Genomic DNA, 15,142 nt, shown 5'->3' on the forward strand with positions numbered 1-15,142 from the left:
TTCGCGGAGTTTCCAGTGATCAAGGCTGTTGCGCGGCACACTTTCGTCATGAACGCAGACGCAGCGCCGCGAACTGGTCAGTGGCCCTGGGCGTTGATCGCCGGTGCGGTCGCGCTGTTCATCGGCGGCATGTTGCACCCCGAGGAAGATTCGGCGCTGTCCGGGCATGCCGCCCAAGCGGCCTGGATCGGCGACTCGCTGTGGATCCCCTCCCACAGCCTGATCCTGCTGAGCTCGATCCTGTTCGCCGTGGGCCTGATCGGCTTGCTTCGTGATCGACCTGCGCTGTCGGCCGCCGCCCGCCGCGCCGGCTGGGTGGCGGTTGCCGGCGCGGTCCTGTCGGTGGTCGAGAACGTGCCGCACCTCGCGGCGACGTTCGAGAGCGACGCGGCGGCAGCGGGCCACGCGACGCCGTTCCTGAACGCCCACATGGTGTTGGCGCTGCTGGCGTTCCCGCTGTTCGGCTGCTCGGTGGCCGCGCTGGCGGTGCTCGGCGGACGACAGCTGGCCCACCCCGTCGTCGCGGCCGGCGCCGTGGTCGGAGGCATCTGCTGGAGCCTCGGTCCCTGGGCGGTCGGCCCGCTCGGCATCGAGTCGCTCGACGTGTTGTTCATCATCGGAATGCTGATGGCGCTCTGGTTCGCCGTCGTCGGCGTCCGCGCCGTGCTCGTGAAGGGGCCGAAGGCAGGACAGCCCACTGGGCTGTAACGCCCAACTGCTCTCCTCTGCCCGGAAAAGGCCGCATTCCGTCACGGAGCGCGGCTATTCTCGTCACCTGAACGGCTCTATCCCGTTCGGACGTACTTCAGATGAGATCTTGGCAATTCATCAGCGGTGACTGGGGAGGCTGTTGTGGTGCCGTTCGAACGAGGCCGCGTCTGGGTCCCGGTACCGCAACCTCGAACCGAGCCCGTTCCGTCACGAACCGGAGCCCCGTCCACCAAGGACGGGATGCGCGACCTGCCGGCCTCACCAAGAAAGCTCCCGGCACCGCTGCGCTGACGAGCCGCCCTCGACCTGCAACGTGGCGTGCTCGATGTGGTATTTGGTCGCCAGCAACGACTGAGCCGCGTTGAGCACGCTCTCATGGTCGGCATCCTCGGCGGTCGCGAGGTGAGCGGAAGCCACCTCCATGCCACTCGTGAGCGTCCACACGTGGAGGTCGTGCGCCTCGGTGACGCCGGGCAGTTGGGTGAGTGCCGCCTGCATCTCGGTGACGTCAAGCCGCTCGGGCGCGTGCTGGAACAGGATGTGCAGCGCGTTCTTCGCCAGCCCGTACGTCCGCGGCAGCACCCACACGCCGATCAACACACCCATGATCGGGTCCGCGTACTTCCACCCGGTCGTGATGGTGACCACCGCGGAGATCAGCACACCCACCGACCCGATGAGGTCGGCCAGCACCTCGAGGTACGCCCCCTTGACGTTGATGCTGTCCTTGGCACCCTCCTTGAGGACGCTGAAACTCACGAGGTTGGCCCCGAGCCCGAGCGCGGCGGCGATGAGCACCGGCCAGCCCGCCACCGCAGGCGGGTCCTGGAACCGCCCAACCGCCTCGTAGATCACATACCCGGCCACTCCGAACAACAGCACCGCGTTGGCCAGCGCCGCCAGCACTTCAGCCCGGTAGAACCCGAACGTGCGGTTCTTGCCGGCCTTGGCCCTGCGCGCCACGAGGATCGCGGCCAGCGCCATGCCCACACCCAGCACGTCCGTGAGCATGTGCGCGGCGTCCGAGATCAGCGCGAGCGACGACGTCGCGAACCCCACGACGAACTCGACCACCATGAACGCCGCGCCGATGCCGAAGGCGATCCACAGCTTGCCGGCGTGCTGACCGCTGGCTGACGCCGTTCCGTGTCCGTGCCCGTGACCCATGACTCGGAACATATAGCGATATGCGCATGAGTGCAATCGGGGGTATTCCCGACCAGGGGTGCAGGTGACGGAGACCACTGTGGGGCCGTTGGCGGGGGTAGGTGTGAAACCTGGTCGCTGTCGTGCGCTAGGATCTTCCATGTTGGTAGCGCCCCCGTAGCTCAGGGGATAGAGCACCGCCCTCCGGAGGCGGGTGCGCAGGTTCGAATCCTGCCGGGGGCACCACTTTGATCAAGCGTTTCTGCAGTTCAGGATAGTTGTGCTCGGTAGCGATAGGTCGCTACCGAGCATATTTTTTGCTGGATGACGTGCGCAGGTTCGTGCCATCCAGGTCTGCCGATCAGCGGCGGCGCCGAGGAAGAGCAGCATCCAGTCACGATTCGAGGAACGTCAGAGCTTCGGTGACGAACTCGTCGTGGTCGCCTTCATCCGGGCATTGGGCCACGACCAGGCCGACGGCGAGCCGAGGTCACCACGAGGTCACCGCCGAGCTCAGCGGGCAGTGCCCGCAGCGCGTCGGCGTGCGCGCAGTCGGCGGGCGACCCGCCAAGGACTCCGGTCAGCGGTGGTGGGCGCGAATGCCGGCCGTTCAACATCGCCGGCTCGCCAGACAGGTCGTGCGGTCCACCGCGTCGCCGCTCGACTCGGAATGAGACGCCGTGCCGCTCAGTCTCGAACTGGAAGCGTCCGGGTCACCTGATGTGGCCGCCTTCGGCTTCCCACCGTTCTTCGGCCGGCTCTGCCGGGCGGGACCTGGGAACGATCATGAGGCTGAGGTCGTGGGTTTCCAGCAGCACGCCGTTGGCGGCCAGGATGTCGGCGACGCTCGCGGTCGAGTCGCGGTCGGCGACCGACCTCAGCACCGCGCGTGCCACACCTGCTGGGATGGCGGGCGGCACGACGAGCAGGCTGACCCTCCGGCGGTCGGATCCGATCACCACGACGGTGTGCGGATCGATCGACCGGAAGCCCTCGAATCGAACCATCCGGCCGTCGACGGGTGCTTTCCTGGCGACTGGACCCCAGGTGTCCAGGTGGTAGGAGACACGGTTGACCGGGCCCACCCAGGCGCCGAGTGCGGCGATCAGGGCGGGGAACTCGGCTGCTGGGTCGTCCGACCACGGCCACCAGCCACCGGCGACGGGTTTGAGTGCCGTCCCCGCCGGCTTCATCTGCAAGCGCAACGAGAGGTCGCGATGGTCAGTCGGTGGCGTGCGGGTGGGACTGAGCTGATCCGAGATCATCTCGGAGCTCCTGCCTCCGGTTCACCCGATGAGTGAGCGCCGGGATTGCTCCTGCGCCTGAGGCGGCACCTGCGACACCGCGGTGCTCGTTCGCCTCTGGTGCCCTCAGCCTACGCCGATGAACCCCTGGCAGCACTGGCCAGAAGGCGGCTGGACCGTGTCGTGCGCACGGCTTGGCGCCTTGCGTGTGCGGCCGGCGCAGGCCGAGGCGCGCGATGATCAAACGTTGTCCTGACAAGCGAGTAGTGTTCCTGGAAGTGCCCTGGACCCCGGCATGACGGCAGCCGACCGAGGGGCACTCTCATGGCGCAGGTCGATCAGCTTTCCGCTACCACGACGCTCATGGGGATTGCGGAGCCCCACCAGAGCACGGTCGCATCCATCCTGGGTGCTGTCGCGCTGGGCGTTTTCAGCGCGGCCGAAGCCGAACTGATGATCGACCGGATCCGCGCGCTCGCCACCGGTGATGCAGCGGACGCCCTTCCAGTCAGTCCTAATGGGACAGCCACATGACTCCCGGGTCGGCACACGTCCGGCCGCCGGCGAGCCCGCCGGTGCCAAGTCTTGGCAACTTCCATCACGCCGAACCCGCCTGACCGCATCCGCGTCACGACACGGGTGACCGGAAGGGCGGCTCGACCATGAAGATCGCGCGATGGCAAGAAAACGTTTTCATCCTCAGTTCTCCACAACCGCCTTCGCCGCACGGTGAGGCCGGTATCGAGCTTCGAACGAAGTCCGACTCGACCCTCTCCCGAACCTGACGAAGAACTACCAGGAGATGTCCCCCATGACGCCCTCCCTCCAGCGCACGCCGACGAACCGTCCGAGGCGCGCAGCTGCTGTCCAACCAGATTTCCAGCCAGGTGAGGAGATTCTGAGTGTCACCGTGTGCCCGGCCCCGCCCGGTGCGTTCGTGGTCGCCGTGCACGGCGAGGTGGACAGGTCCACCGGCCCGCTGCTGTGTGACCGCCTCCTCCATCACTTGCGGCCGGCTCACCCACGTCTGGTCATAGACCTCACCGATGTGAGTTTCTTCGGAGCAGCCGGGCTCACCGTCCTGGTCACTGTCAGGGAAGCGGCAGAGACGGCCGGCGTCAGGCTGTGTCTCGTCGCAGGCACTCGAGTGGTGCTTCGGCCGCTGGCGATCACCGGACTGGACGAGTTGTTCGATGTCTGTCCCGACGTCGCCCACGCCCGGCTGCGCCCAGGCGACGTTGCCGACGATGACTGCATCCTGCCAGGGCCGCGCGCTGGGCCCGGTACGCCGTCCTCGGTGTGACCTCCGGCAAGGAGTACCAGCAGTTGCCTTCAGAAAACAGCAGCATCATCAACAACGTCGTCTACTCGGACGGGCGGCATGCCGCGTCCCCAGCCACCCTGGCCGACACCTTCCAACTGATCGAGGCGCAGCCCGACAGCACGGCCTGGATCGGCCTCTACCGACCCGCCGAGGCACAGCTCATGGACGCGGCCACCCAGCTCGGGCTGCACGAACTGGCGGTGGAAGACGCCATCACGGCCCACCAGCGCCCGAAACTGGAACGCTACGGCGACACCCGGTTCGTGGTACTGCGCTCGGCCAGCTACCGCGATGACACCGAGCGGGTCGAGTTCGGTGAGCTGCACCTGTTCGTGGGTCCCAATTTCGTGCTCACGGTTCGGCACAGCGACACACCGGACCTGGCCGGCGTGCGGCAGCGGCTGGAGAACCAGCCGCACCTGCTGCGGCTGGGCCCCGAGGCGGTGCTGTACGCCGTGCTGGACGCGGTGGTCGACGGCTACCCGCCCGTGGTGTCCGGACTGCACAACGACATCGAAGAGATCGAGACCCAGGTGTTCAGCCGTGACCCGAACGCCTCCCGGCGAATCTACGAGCTGTCCCGTGAGGTGATGGAGTTCCAGCGCGCCACCCACCCGCTCCTCACGATCCTCGACAACTTCTCAGCCGGGTTCGCCGAGCACGGCGTCGACGAGGAACTTCAGCGCCACCTGCGCGACGTGGCCGACCACGTCATCAGCGTGGTCGAGCAGGTCGACGGCTTTCGCGGCGTGCTCGCCGACATCCTCGCCGTCAACACCACCCTGGTCACCCAAGCGCAGAACGAGGAGATGCAACGCCTCGCCGAGGCCAGCAACGCGCAGAACGAGCAGATCAAGAGGATCTCCTCATGGGCGGCGATCCTGTTCGCTCCCACCCTGATCGGGACGATCTACGGGATGAACTTCCGCCACATGCCCGAGCTGAACTGGATGTGGGGATACCCGTTCGCGCTGCTGCTCATGGCGCTGGTCTGCACCGGCCTGTACTTCGTGTTCAGACGCCGCGGCTGGCTCTGACCCGACAGGTCCGGCGTCCGGCGCTGCGGCGCGGTGGTGCCAGACGTCGCGCAGGACGACCGGGATGGCGAGCAAGGCGCCGAGTATTCCGGCGAGTTCGGTCGCCAGCGGCAACGCGACGAGCACGGTCAACGGGTTGCGCCGGACCGTGCGGGAGAAGATCACCGGCTGGAGCAGGTGGTTCTCCAGCTGCTGGTAGACGATGAAGAAGATGATCACGGTGATGGCCGCGGGCAGCGAGTGTATGAGCGCGGCGACGCCGGCGACCACCGCGCCGAGGATGGCGCCCACCAGAGGGATCAGGTCGGCTATTGCGACGAACCGCGATCAGCTCGGCGAACGGCACTCCGAGGATCTTCAGCACGATGTAGGTGAGCACGCCGCAGATCACGCTGATGAGCAGGTTGCCGGTGATGTAGCCGGTGACGGTCTTCGCGCACTCGCGGCCGACGCGGTGGATGCGCTGCGCGCGTTGCGGCGGGAAGAGCGCGAGCGTCCCGTCGATCACTTTGGGGCCTTGCAGCACCGCGAGGTAGGCCAGCACGAAGATGGAGATGGTCGCGACGATCCCGGTGACCGCACTGCGCAGCAAGTTCAGCGCCGGGGTGCCGAGGCCGGTGGCGAACTGCCGGATGCGTTCTTCGTTGTCGCGGGGGAACTCCAGCGCGTTGGTGCGCTCCAGCAGAGTCCCGACAGGGCCTCTGCCGCCGCGTGCGTCGGCGATCATGTCGGGCAACCGTGCCGCCAGCTGCGTGCCCTGCTCGGCCAGCGGTAGGGCGAAGAGCGTGAGCACGCCGCCGAACGCCAGGAAGACCACGAGGAACACGACCAGTGTCGCCAGCGAGCGGCGGTATCAGCTGACACGGTTCTGCAGCCAGTTCACCGTCGGGTAGAGCGCGACGGTGAAGACGACCGCGATGGCATCCACACCAGAACTCGTTGGACGTGCATGACGAACACCACGGCCACGACCGTGGCCAGGGTCAGCCCGATGGTCGCGAGGATGGTCCGCGCGGGAACCCTGTAGGCGCGCTCGCTCGGCATCGTGCGACTCCCGTCCCGGTCGTCTCATGACCGTTCTCGGGCAGCGCCGAGGACGGCGCCAGTTCCGGCTCCCGACGCGCGAAGTGCTCTCTGCTCGGTCGAATTCACGCCGGTGGACTGCGCCGCCTCTCTAACGGTGTGACCCGAGATTGTCGATCCCCGTCAGTTCGGCGATCTCGGGCGATCGCGAGACCACCTGCTTCGCGACGTCCGACAGCAGCTGGTTGTGGGTGCGTGCGTAGTTCCGCATCAGGGAGAACGCGTCCTCGACATCGATCTGCAGGCGTTCGGTCAGGATGCCCTTGGCCTGTTCGATGACCACGCGGCTGTTGAGGGCGTTCTGCAGCTGTTCGGTGACCATCTCGCTGTGCCGGAGCGCACGGACCTGGAGAATGCTGATCGTCGCGACGTTGGCGAAGGACTGAGCCAGCTCGACCGCCTCCTCCGGGATGACCCCGGGGGAGGTCCGGAACAGGTTCAGCGCGCCGACGATCTGCTCACGCAGTCGCATCGGCACCGCGTGGACGGCGGAGAATCCCTGTTCGCGCGCCGCGAGCGTGAACCGGGGCCAGCGTTGCGGCTCCTGGGCCAGGTCGTCGCACGCCACCGGCTGCCCGGTGCGGAAGCAGTCCAGGCAGGGGCCCTCCTCGTCCTGCAGCTGGAACAGCTCCAGCATCCTGGCCTGCTCGGTGGACGCGGCCACCAGGTTCAGCGCACCCCGCTGATCCGCCAGCAGGATCCCGACCGCGTCGACCTCCAGCAGCTCGGCACAGCGTTCGGTCAGGGTGTGCAGGAAGTCGATGGCGTCGAACCTCAGCACGAGCGTGTCCGCCAGTTCGACGAAGGTCTGAGCGATCCGCCGGTCCAACACGTGACTCACCTCTTTTTCTCATGGTTGGTATCCGGGGTGAACCTCAGTTTGCGCGCGACCACGTCGGCCGCGACCTCAGACAGGCGGCGGCCGGTGAGGAACGCATGGGCCCGCAACCGCAGGAACGCCTCGCCGAGATCGGTGTCCAGCTGCACCGACACCATCCCGGTGGCCTGGTGCACCACTCCCCACCGGCGCTCCGGCTCCGTGCCCCACAGGTCGGCGCCGTCCTGCGACGCCGGTGTCGCGGGCCGCCCGAGCAGCAGCGTTGTCGCGGTGTCGGCGAACAGCAGCGCGTCCGCGAGCTCGTCCTGCGACAACGGGCCGCCGACGTGCCGGCAGATCTCCAGCGCGCCCAGCGCGATCGCCCCGAGCGTCAGGGGGATCACGAAGACCGCCGCCACCCCGGCCGCGACCGCGGCCGGAGCGAACACGGGCCAGCGACTCGCACTCCACCCGTCCGCCAGATCGGACACGAACACCGGGTGGTTCTGCCGCAGAGCCTCCGACACCGGCCCCTCACCCACCGTCGCCTGCAACTCGGCCATCTCGTCGCCGGTGACTCCGGCGACTTCCAGTGGTTGCGCGCTACCGATCAGATAGACCGCGACGCCGGCCGCGTTCAGGCCGACCTTGCAGGCAAGACAGACATGGCGGACATCGACGGGCACCTGGTCGGCCCTGGCGATCTCATTGATCACGACGAGCAGGTCGAGATGCCGATTCGTGCCCACTCCGGTCACTCCTCGCCATTGTGATCTCGTACGTACGGACTCTAGTCCTTCACGCGCCCGCTGCCAGACTCCGGTTACGGGAGCGATCGGGACCAGTGCGGGGGTGGCGCTCGTCGAACACAGCAGCTCCAACCGCGGAACGTGTCAGCGCGGCCCCGCCGGTGTACCGACATGAGCGGCGACACACGTGGCGAGTTCGCGTGCGCCGGCGTGCGAGCGGTGCTGCTCCGCGTGCTCGCCGAGCGGGCGGATGCGGTCACGGACGCGTGCTGAGGCCAGTTGTTCGGCGGATGCCAGCGCTCGGAATCCGACGGCAACGCCTTGGTCGAGGTCCCGGTCGAGCAGATGGTTGATGGACAGCAGGATGAGGCTGAGCGCGCGGCTGCGGGCCATGTCGTCGCCGTAGTCGCCGACTGCTTCAGTGAGCAGCGGAATCGCGTTCCGGGTGTGGTGAGGGTTCACGGTGAGGGCAAGATCGGTGTGGACGGCACCGGTCACGGCGGACAGATCGGTCTCGGTGAAGAACCTGGCCCAGGAGGGCACAGCGGTGTGGTCGGCGGCCGCGAAGTGACTCCGGCCGCGGTCGAGGTCGGCGAGCGTCTGAGCACCGTCTCCCTTCCTCGCGTGGGTCCACGCCGCGTTCACCGACAGGATGCTGGCCGCGATCTCGTCACCCGGCCCGGCTGCCGCGAGCCGGCCCAGCTCGAAGTGGTCCAAAGCCTCGTCGAGGCTCCCGTGGTGCAAACACACGCGTCCGAGCCGATAACAGATGTTGGCGACCAGGCTGTTGCTCCGGCCCCACCCCGCGTGTATCAGCGCTTCGGCGAAGTGCACGTGGGCGCTGCCGACCAGGCCGACGTCGAAGGACACCCAGCCGGCGAGGTTGTACAGATCGCCCAGCGCCACGTGCAGCCGCCGTTGCACGTACTCGGCGGCTGACGCCTCGAGCATCAGCCGCCCGTCCCCCATCCGCGTGCGGACCGCGGCGAGACTGGCACCCCCGCCGAGGCGGTAGTCCATCAGGCGCAAGGCGTCTGTCTCCGCCTCCAACCGCTCCACATCGGACAGACTGATCCTGCGCGGTGCACGTTCCGCGCCAGGAAGGAAATCCGGGGTCGCCATGGCGGCACTCCTGTCAGCCGGTACTGAAGGAAGTGGGCGCCGCCGGGGTCCAGGGCGGTTACCCGCCCCCGGCCAGCGGCTGGTCAGCCGCAGAACTGGGAGCGGAACGAACATTCGTCGACATGACTCGACCGGTGTCAACCTAGCTGAGCTCACGGGCGACCGCTGCCACCGAACGGGGCGGCAGCAGACGGGTGAACGGACGTGGGCGTGGTCGCCGGGAATCAGTCGCCACTGCGGGGTGCACAACGCATTGGCGGAAACTCGGTCACGCTCAAGATGCGGTGCAGCCTGCAGTGCTTTGTTGTTGCTCGACAAGAGCGGACACCGCCGTTGCCGGCCGCGGGCTTCGGTCCGTCGAACGGCGGCACACCCGGCCGAGGAGCCGGTCTATCCTCTGTGGTGATCAGGGTTTCCTGGCCTGGCGGCTCGCCGAGTCGTCAGCCGGATGGTCGCTCGACCGCTCCGGACCTCGGCGGTGCCCACTTCTCCGTCCGCACGCCAGGAGAGTCGCCGTGGCCGCTCCGCACCTTCTTCCTGCCCCTCTGTCGATCGGTGCCTCCGACGTCGCACGGATGGAGTCGGACACGCACGCTCTGCGCGCGCTGGACTACCGGCACGGCGGCGAGGCCTGCCTCGATGCCGTCCGGCTCCGAGTGCGCGAGTGCGAGGAGACGGCCGAAGCCTCCGCGACGCCGGTGGTGCGCCAGCGGCTGCACGTCGCCTTGGCCGATCTGCACAACCTCGCCGGCTGGGTGTGCTTCGACGCGGGCCTGGCCGGCAGTGCCCGCGGACACTTCCGCCACGCCCTGGTGCTGGCCGGCCGCGGCCGCCACAGCGGGCTGATCGCCAACATCTGCTACCGGCTCGGACGCGTGTGCCTGCATCAGGGAAACCTCGACGACGCGCTCGGGTACTTCGAACTCGGGCAACGTGACGTGACCCGGCCTGGCGACGAGATCGGGGCCAGCATCCTGTCCATGAACGCCGCGTGGGCACACGCCAAACAGGGTGACGAGGACATGGCGTGCGTTCTGCTCAACCGCGGCAAGGAGCACTTCGCCGCCGCCGGCGACACCCCTGTGCCCGAGTGGGCGAAGTTCTTCACCGAGAACGACCTGTCTGCCCTGGCCGGTGCCGTCCACACCGATCTGGCCCGCACCGCGAACCCGCGCCACACCCGCATCGCCATTCCACTGCTGACCAGAGCGATCGGCGGTTACGGCGACGCGATGGCCCGCAGCCGCGCCTTCAGCCACATCCTCCTGGCGATCAACCACCTCGTCGAAGGGAACATCGACGGTGCGGTGGACATCGGATTCCGGGCGATGGCGTCCACTGAGGACATCGGCTCGGCCCGCGTCCGTGATCGTCTCCGCCCGCTCGGCCTGCTCGCGCGGCGACACGGCTCCCACGCGGGCGCACGGGAACTGTCCGCGCGCATCGCCGGTATCGCGGCCCCGGTCAAGCAGTTCTCGCGAACAGCCCGCTCGCTCCCGCCGGGGTCTTGATTCTGCAATCCGCGGAATTTGTGCGATTCGCCACCATGTTACACGCGAATGAAACTCAAATCAGTTCCAAAAGATCGCCAAGAGTGCCTCCCACCTGCGAAGACCGGCAACCAAAAATCATGCTTCACATTCAGCCGAGCACAGCCTGAATGGTGTAGAGTTGATTTTGCCGAGGAACACCTCGTACGTGAGCGGTCAAGCCCACGTCGTACTCGGCGAAAAAACTGAACCGGCCGTTTCTCCGGCCGGAGACGGGAGCCCGGCATGATGTCGGCATCCCACCTTCCCACCGCACCACCGGCCGTCCCGTCCTCCGAGCGGCCTCGACGTTCGCCGCGCACACTGCTCGCCGAACTGGGCGATGTGCTCTGGCTGAGCTACTACCACCTCGCCGCCGGCTGGCGCCGGACTCGGCTCGAGGGGTTCGTCGCACGCCCCGTGCACACCATCGATCTCGCCACGTTGGACGGACATCGCCTCACAGTGCCCGCGCGCCAGGGCCGGGTCGCGGTGCACACGCTGCACCTGGACGGTCACCTCCCGCACCGGGTGCGTTGACCACTCGTCAGCGCAGTCCACAGTGGAGCTTCTGCTTCCATCAATCCGAAAGGCCCGCTTCGTGGTCCGCACTTACGGTTTTCTGAGCACGTATCCGCCGACGCAATGTGGCCTCGCCACGTTCACCGCGTCACTCCTGCACCATCTGACCGCGGCGACCCCGGGGAGCACGGGGAGGGTGGTCCGCGTTCTCACGGAGCCGGTCGCCGCCACGGGAACCTCGATGGTGCACCAGATGACTCCCGGCGCGGTCGAGGAGGCTGCCGAGGTGCTCAACCGCTGCGACCTGGTGGTGGTGCAACACGAGTACGGCATCTACGCCGGCCGCGACGGCGCGGACGTGCTGGGCGTGCTCGCCCGCCTGCGGGTGCCGGTGATCATCGTGCTGCACACGGTGCTCACCACGCCCACTCCTGGCCAGCGGCAGGTGCTCGAGGAGGCCGTCGGCTTCGCCGACGCTGTGGTGACCATGTCCGAGGCCGCGCGGCAGCGGCTCGTGGACGGCTACGCCGTCGAACGGCCAGACGAGGTCGTCGTGATCCCGCACGGCGCACTTCCCGTCGAGCCACCCGCCCGCGGTCCGTCCACCGACCGGCCGATGATCCTCACCTGGGGTCTGCTGGGACACGGCAAGGGCATCGAATGGGGGATCTCCGCACTGCCTGCGCTGCGCGACCTGCGGCCCCGTTACCTGGTGGCCGGCCAGACCCATCCCAAGGTGCTGGCGCACGAGGGCGAGCTCTACCGCAGCAACCTGCGCGACCGCGCGATCGCGTTCGGCGTCGCGGACCTGGTCGAGTTCGACCCGGCCTACCGCGAGGTCAACGCGCTGGCGGAGCTGGTCGGCCAAGCCGATGTCGTCCTGCTGCCCTACGACTCCTCCGAACAGGTCACGTCCGGCGTGCTGATCGAAGCCCTGGCCGCGGGCAAACCGGTGGTGGCGACCGAGTTCCCGCACGCCGTCGAACTGCTGGCGGACGGGGCCGGGCTGCTGGTTCCCCACCGCGACTCGGCCGCCATCAGTGCGGCGCTGCGGCGGGTGCTGACCGAACCGGGACTCGCGGCCGCGATGAGCGACCGTTCGACCAGTCTCGCCCCGGCGCTGAGCTGGTCAGCCGTCGCGAACCGGTATCACCGCCTGGCAGAGCGCCTTCTCACCGCCCGAGTCGTCGTGACCACGTGACCGGCCCGAGCTTCACTCACCTGATCCGGCTCAGCGACGACACGGGTCTGCACGAGCACGCCGACGGTCCACTGCCCCGCCGGGAACACGGCTACTGCCTGGACGACGTCGCCCGCGGTCTGGTCGTGCTGTGCCGCGAGCCGGAGCTGTCCGCCGATCTGGTCGTCCTGCTGGAGCGCTATCTCGCCTTCACCGCTCACGCGCAGGCCGATGACGGGCGCTTCCACAACCGGCTCGGTCCCGACCGCGGCTGGCTGGACGAGCCAGGCCTCGGCGACTGGTGGGGACGCGCGCTGTGGGGGCTGGGCACCGCAGCGGCCCGCTGCCCGGTGCCCTGGATCCGGCAGGCCGCACTGGCCCGCTTCGAGAGGAGCGCCCACCACCGGCCACCATCGGTGCGCTCGATGGCCTTCGCCGCCCTCGGCGCCGCTGAGGTGCTCAGCGGCGACCCCGATCACGCGCTCGCGGCCAAGCTGCTCGGTGACATCGCCTCGTACGTCGGCGAACCCGGTGACACACCGGACTGGCCGTGGCCCGAACAACGACTCTTCTACGCCAACGCCGTACTGCCCGAGGCGCTCATCGCCGCGGGCGACCTCCTCGACGATCCCCAGATCCGCGATGACGGCCTGCAACTGTTGGACTGGTTGCTCGCCGTCGAGTCGGACGAGGTCCACCTGTCGCCGACCCCGGCAGGCGGTTGGCGCGTCGGCGAACCTCGCCCGGCGTTCGACCAGCAACCCATCGAGGTCGCCGCGCTCGCCGACGCCTGTGCTCGCGCCAACCAGGTCACAGGCGACCTTCGGTGGCTCATCGGTGTCGGCCGCGCCGTCGCGTGGTTCGACGGCGACAACGATCTCGGCCTGCCCATGCTCGACGAGGAGACCGGCGGCGGCTACGACGGACTCACCCACGACGGCCCCAACCGCAACCAGGGCGCGGAGTCGACCCTGGCGCTGATCTCCACTCTGCAACACGGCCGCACCTTGCTGGGGAGCACCGGATGAACGCCGAAATCACGCGAACGTCACTGCGGCTGCGGCCGAACCCGCGCCGCGTCATCGCCAAGCTGTTCGTGCCGGGAGAGGAGCGGCCAGAGCACGAGTCGCGGTCCGCGGCCGTGATCCGGCGGGTGATGGCACTGGACGAGGCGACGGTGTGCACCGCGCTGGATCGCACGGTCCGCATGTTCGCGGGCAGGCACCGGGACGTCCGGGCGATCTTCACCGATCACTTCGCGAGCGTCAGTCACCGCCTCGCCGCGGGTGTCGAGCTGTCCGAGTCCCGCCGGCTGCTCATCGGCGCGTACTTCACGCACGAGTACGCCATCGAAGGCGCCGCGCTGTGCAACCCGTCCATGGTCGCGCATCCCGACCAGAGCGGAATGGCACAGGGGCAGCTGAGATATGTGCTCAGTGTGCGTGGCATCGGTGAGGGCCATCTGTCCTCGATCGGCTTCCGCACCGGGGTGATCGGTCCCGGCGGCGCGCTCACCGTCGACACGCCACCGAACGTCGTCACCACCGGTGCGCACCAGCAGGCGGTGTACGAGAAGCGCCTCTTCCAGGGCAAGCTCGCCGAGTTCGGCCACGACGACGAGGTCTCCGCCGTCCTGAACCGGTGGCTGCCCGCACGGTTCACCGGCACCGACCTGGACCTGGTGCTGGCCGGCCTGCACCCGAGCCTGGTCGCCCGCCAGGAGGCGCACCGGACCGTCGAACTGATCCGGTGGATCGCCGCGTGCAACTACACCTCGGAGTTCCCCGGCGACACCGTCGTCAGCGGGCGGGTGCTCTGGCCGACCGGCCCCTCCGAACGCCAGGGCATGGAGGACGCCAGGTTCGTGCGCTTCACCGACGATGACGGCGAACAGACCTACTACGCCACCTACACCGCCTTCGACGGTGTCGATGTCGCACCACAGTTGCTGCAGACCAAGGACTTCCGCACGTTCCACATCACGCAGACGACTGGTTCGGCCGCACGCAACAAGGGCATGGCCCTGTTCCCCCGGAAGATCGGAGGCCGGTACGCGGCGTTGACGCGCGGGGACGGCGAGAGCTCGGCCGTGGTGACCTCCGACGACATCAGGACCTGGAACGGGACCCAGCCCGTGCAGGTGCCCGGCCGGGACTGGGACCTCGTCCAGGTCGGCAACTGCGGTTCGCCCATCGAGACTCCTGAGGGCTGGCTCGTGCTGACCCACGGCGTCGGCCCCATGCGGGTCTACACGATGGGCGCGATGCTGCTCGACCTCGACCACCCCGAGCGGGTGCTGGCGACGCTGCCCGAACCGCTGCTGCTGCCCACCGCCGCCGAACGCGACGGTTACGTGCCCAACGTCGTCTACTCCTGCGGCGCCCTGCTGCACGACGACACGCTGGTGATCCCCTACGGCGCGAGCGACGCGACCATCGGGCTGGCGACCACGTCACTGCGCGGTCTGCTGGCCGCCCTGACCGGGGAAAGCGAGCCTCAGCACGCGCTTCCACACGCTGGTGGTCTGCTGTAGCAACGGCCCGGTGGTGTACGGCAGGCCGAAGCGTTCGCAGAGCGCGCGGACCTTCGGCGCGATCTCGGCGTACCGGTTGCTGGGCAGGTCCGGGAACAGGTGGTGCTCGATCTGGTGGCTGAGGTTGCCGGTCATGAGGTGGAAC

Annotated in this window: 15 protein-coding genes, 1 tRNA gene and 1 pseudogene; 10 read left to right on the forward strand and 7 right to left on the reverse strand. The window is 68.3% G+C overall.

What is annotated here, in order from left to right; translation table 11 throughout:
• The first annotated feature begins 48 nt into the window (after positions 1-48).
• Positions 49-708, forward strand: coding sequence for a hypothetical protein (locus DI276_RS05415; RefSeq protein ID WP_157984528.1), 660 nt, complete (start codon positions 49-51; stop codon positions 706-708).
• A gap of 261 nt (positions 709-969) precedes the next feature.
• On the opposite strand, the gene DI276_RS05420 is transcribed toward DI276_RS05415, so the two are convergent.
• Entirely contained in the window at positions 970-1,878 is a 909-nt protein-coding gene (locus tag DI276_RS05420) for a cation diffusion facilitator family transporter (protein WP_112262143.1), read from the reverse strand.
• Between the two features lie 150 nt (positions 1,879-2,028).
• Between DI276_RS05420 and DI276_RS05425 the strand changes: the two genes are divergently transcribed.
• Positions 2,029-2,103: transfer RNA gene (locus DI276_RS05425), tRNA-Arg, on the forward strand.
• Positions 2,104-2,570: 467 nt separating this feature from the next.
• Here DI276_RS05425 and DI276_RS05430 read toward each other — a convergent pair.
• Positions 2,571-3,122 carry a DUF5994 family protein gene (locus DI276_RS05430; RefSeq protein WP_198680464.1) on the reverse strand — a complete coding sequence of 184 codons (552 nt, stop codon included), beginning with the start codon at positions 3,120-3,122 and terminating at the stop codon, positions 2,571-2,573.
• 303 nt (positions 3,123-3,425) lie between these two features.
• On the opposite strand from DI276_RS05430, the gene DI276_RS05435 reads away from it, so the two are divergent.
• From DI276_RS05435 to DI276_RS05445, 3 genes are all read left to right on the forward strand, one after another.
• Positions 3,426-3,635 (forward strand): hypothetical protein, encoded by a 210-nt coding sequence (locus DI276_RS05435; RefSeq protein WP_112262144.1) that lies wholly within the window; start codon positions 3,426-3,428, stop codon positions 3,633-3,635.
• A gap of 277 nt (positions 3,636-3,912) precedes the next feature.
• A complete protein-coding gene (locus tag DI276_RS05440) occupies positions 3,913-4,404 on the forward strand; it encodes an STAS domain-containing protein (protein ID WP_269814226.1) in 492 nt (163 codons plus the stop codon).
• On the forward strand, positions 4,401-5,462 hold the full coding sequence (locus DI276_RS05445) for a magnesium and cobalt transport protein CorA (RefSeq protein WP_198680465.1): 1,062 nt from the start codon (positions 4,401-4,403) through the stop codon (positions 5,460-5,462). Before DI276_RS05440 ends, DI276_RS05445 begins: the two co-directional genes overlap by 4 nt.
• A gap of 114 nt (positions 5,463-5,576) precedes the next feature.
• Here the strand turns inward: DI276_RS05445 and DI276_RS05450 are convergent.
• The 4 genes and pseudogenes from DI276_RS05450 to DI276_RS05465 all read right to left on the reverse strand — a co-directional run.
• A pseudogene (locus DI276_RS05450) lies at positions 5,577-6,288 on the reverse strand (AI-2E family transporter); the annotation flags it as partial.
• A gap of 348 nt (positions 6,289-6,636) precedes the next feature.
• Positions 6,637-7,377, reverse strand: a complete 741-nt coding sequence (locus tag DI276_RS05455; RefSeq protein WP_112262232.1) for a GAF and ANTAR domain-containing protein — start codon at positions 7,375-7,377, stop codon at positions 6,637-6,639.
• Positions 7,378-7,382: 5 nt separating this feature from the next.
• A complete protein-coding gene (locus DI276_RS05460) occupies positions 7,383-8,111 on the reverse strand; it encodes a GAF and ANTAR domain-containing protein (RefSeq protein WP_157984530.1) in 729 nt (242 codons plus the stop codon).
• Positions 8,112-8,255: 144 nt separating this feature from the next.
• Positions 8,256-9,233 carry a transcriptional regulator gene (locus DI276_RS05465; RefSeq protein ID WP_157984531.1) on the reverse strand — a complete coding sequence of 326 codons (978 nt, stop codon included), beginning with the start codon at positions 9,231-9,233 and terminating at the stop codon, positions 8,256-8,258.
• A 515-nt stretch (positions 9,234-9,748) separates the two neighbouring features.
• On the opposite strand from DI276_RS05465, the gene DI276_RS05470 reads away from it, so the two are divergent.
• From DI276_RS05470 to DI276_RS05490, 5 genes are all read left to right on the forward strand, one after another.
• Positions 9,749-10,744 carry a tetratricopeptide repeat protein gene (locus tag DI276_RS05470; protein WP_157984532.1) on the forward strand — a complete coding sequence of 332 codons (996 nt, stop codon included), beginning with the start codon at positions 9,749-9,751 and terminating at the stop codon, positions 10,742-10,744.
• 264 nt (positions 10,745-11,008) lie between these two features.
• On the forward strand, positions 11,009-11,302 hold the full coding sequence (locus DI276_RS05475; RefSeq protein ID WP_157984533.1) for a hypothetical protein: 294 nt from the start codon (positions 11,009-11,011) through the stop codon (positions 11,300-11,302).
• 178 nt (positions 11,303-11,480) lie between these two features.
• Entirely contained in the window at positions 11,481-12,485 is a 1,005-nt protein-coding gene (locus tag DI276_RS05480; RefSeq protein ID WP_198680467.1) for a glycosyltransferase, read from the forward strand.
• Positions 12,482-13,492, forward strand: coding sequence for a glycosyltransferase (locus DI276_RS05485; RefSeq protein WP_112262152.1), 1,011 nt, complete (start codon positions 12,482-12,484; stop codon positions 13,490-13,492). The genes DI276_RS05480 and DI276_RS05485 overlap by 4 nt, the downstream gene beginning before the upstream one ends.
• The gene (locus tag DI276_RS05490; protein ID WP_112262153.1) at positions 13,489-14,997 is read left to right on the forward strand and encodes a glycoside hydrolase family 130 protein; all 1,509 of its coding nucleotides are present in this window, start codon (positions 13,489-13,491) and stop codon (positions 14,995-14,997) included. The genes DI276_RS05485 and DI276_RS05490 overlap by 4 nt, the downstream gene beginning before the upstream one ends.
• On the opposite strand, the gene DI276_RS05495 is transcribed toward DI276_RS05490, so the two are convergent.
• Positions 14,917-15,142, reverse strand: a 226-nt coding sequence (locus DI276_RS05495; protein ID WP_198680468.1) for a fatty acid desaturase family protein, incomplete at its 5' end; no start/stop codon positions are given. The genes DI276_RS05490 and DI276_RS05495 overlap by 81 nt on opposite strands.

This window comes from Lentzea terrae (assembly GCF_003265345.1).
Lineage (GTDB): Bacteria > Actinomycetota > Actinomycetes > Mycobacteriales > Pseudonocardiaceae > Lentzea > Lentzea terrae.

Excerpts from the sequence above, each read along its gene's own strand:
- DI276_RS05415 (WP_157984528.1), top strand. The coding sequence starts at position 49 with ATGAACGCAGACGCAGCGCCGCGAACTGGTCAGTGGCCCTGGGCGTTG.
- DI276_RS05420 (WP_112262143.1), bottom strand. The coding sequence starts at position 1,878 with ATGGGTCACGGGCACGGACACGGAACGGCGTCAGCCAGCGGTCAGCAC.
- DI276_RS05430 (WP_198680464.1), bottom strand. The coding sequence starts at position 3,122 with ATGATCTCGGATCAGCTCAGTCCCACCCGCACGCCACCGACTGACCAT.
- DI276_RS05435 (WP_112262144.1), top strand. The coding sequence starts at position 3,426 with ATGGCGCAGGTCGATCAGCTTTCCGCTACCACGACGCTCATGGGGATT.
- DI276_RS05440 (WP_269814226.1), top strand. The coding sequence starts at position 3,913 with ATGACGCCCTCCCTCCAGCGCACGCCGACGAACCGTCCGAGGCGCGCA.
- DI276_RS05465 (WP_157984531.1), bottom strand. The coding sequence starts at position 9,233 with ATGGCGACCCCGGATTTCCTTCCTGGCGCGGAACGTGCACCGCGCAGG.
- DI276_RS05475 (WP_157984533.1), top strand. The coding sequence starts at position 11,009 with ATGATGTCGGCATCCCACCTTCCCACCGCACCACCGGCCGTCCCGTCC.
- DI276_RS05490 (WP_112262153.1), top strand. The coding sequence starts at position 13,489 with ATGAACGCCGAAATCACGCGAACGTCACTGCGGCTGCGGCCGAACCCG.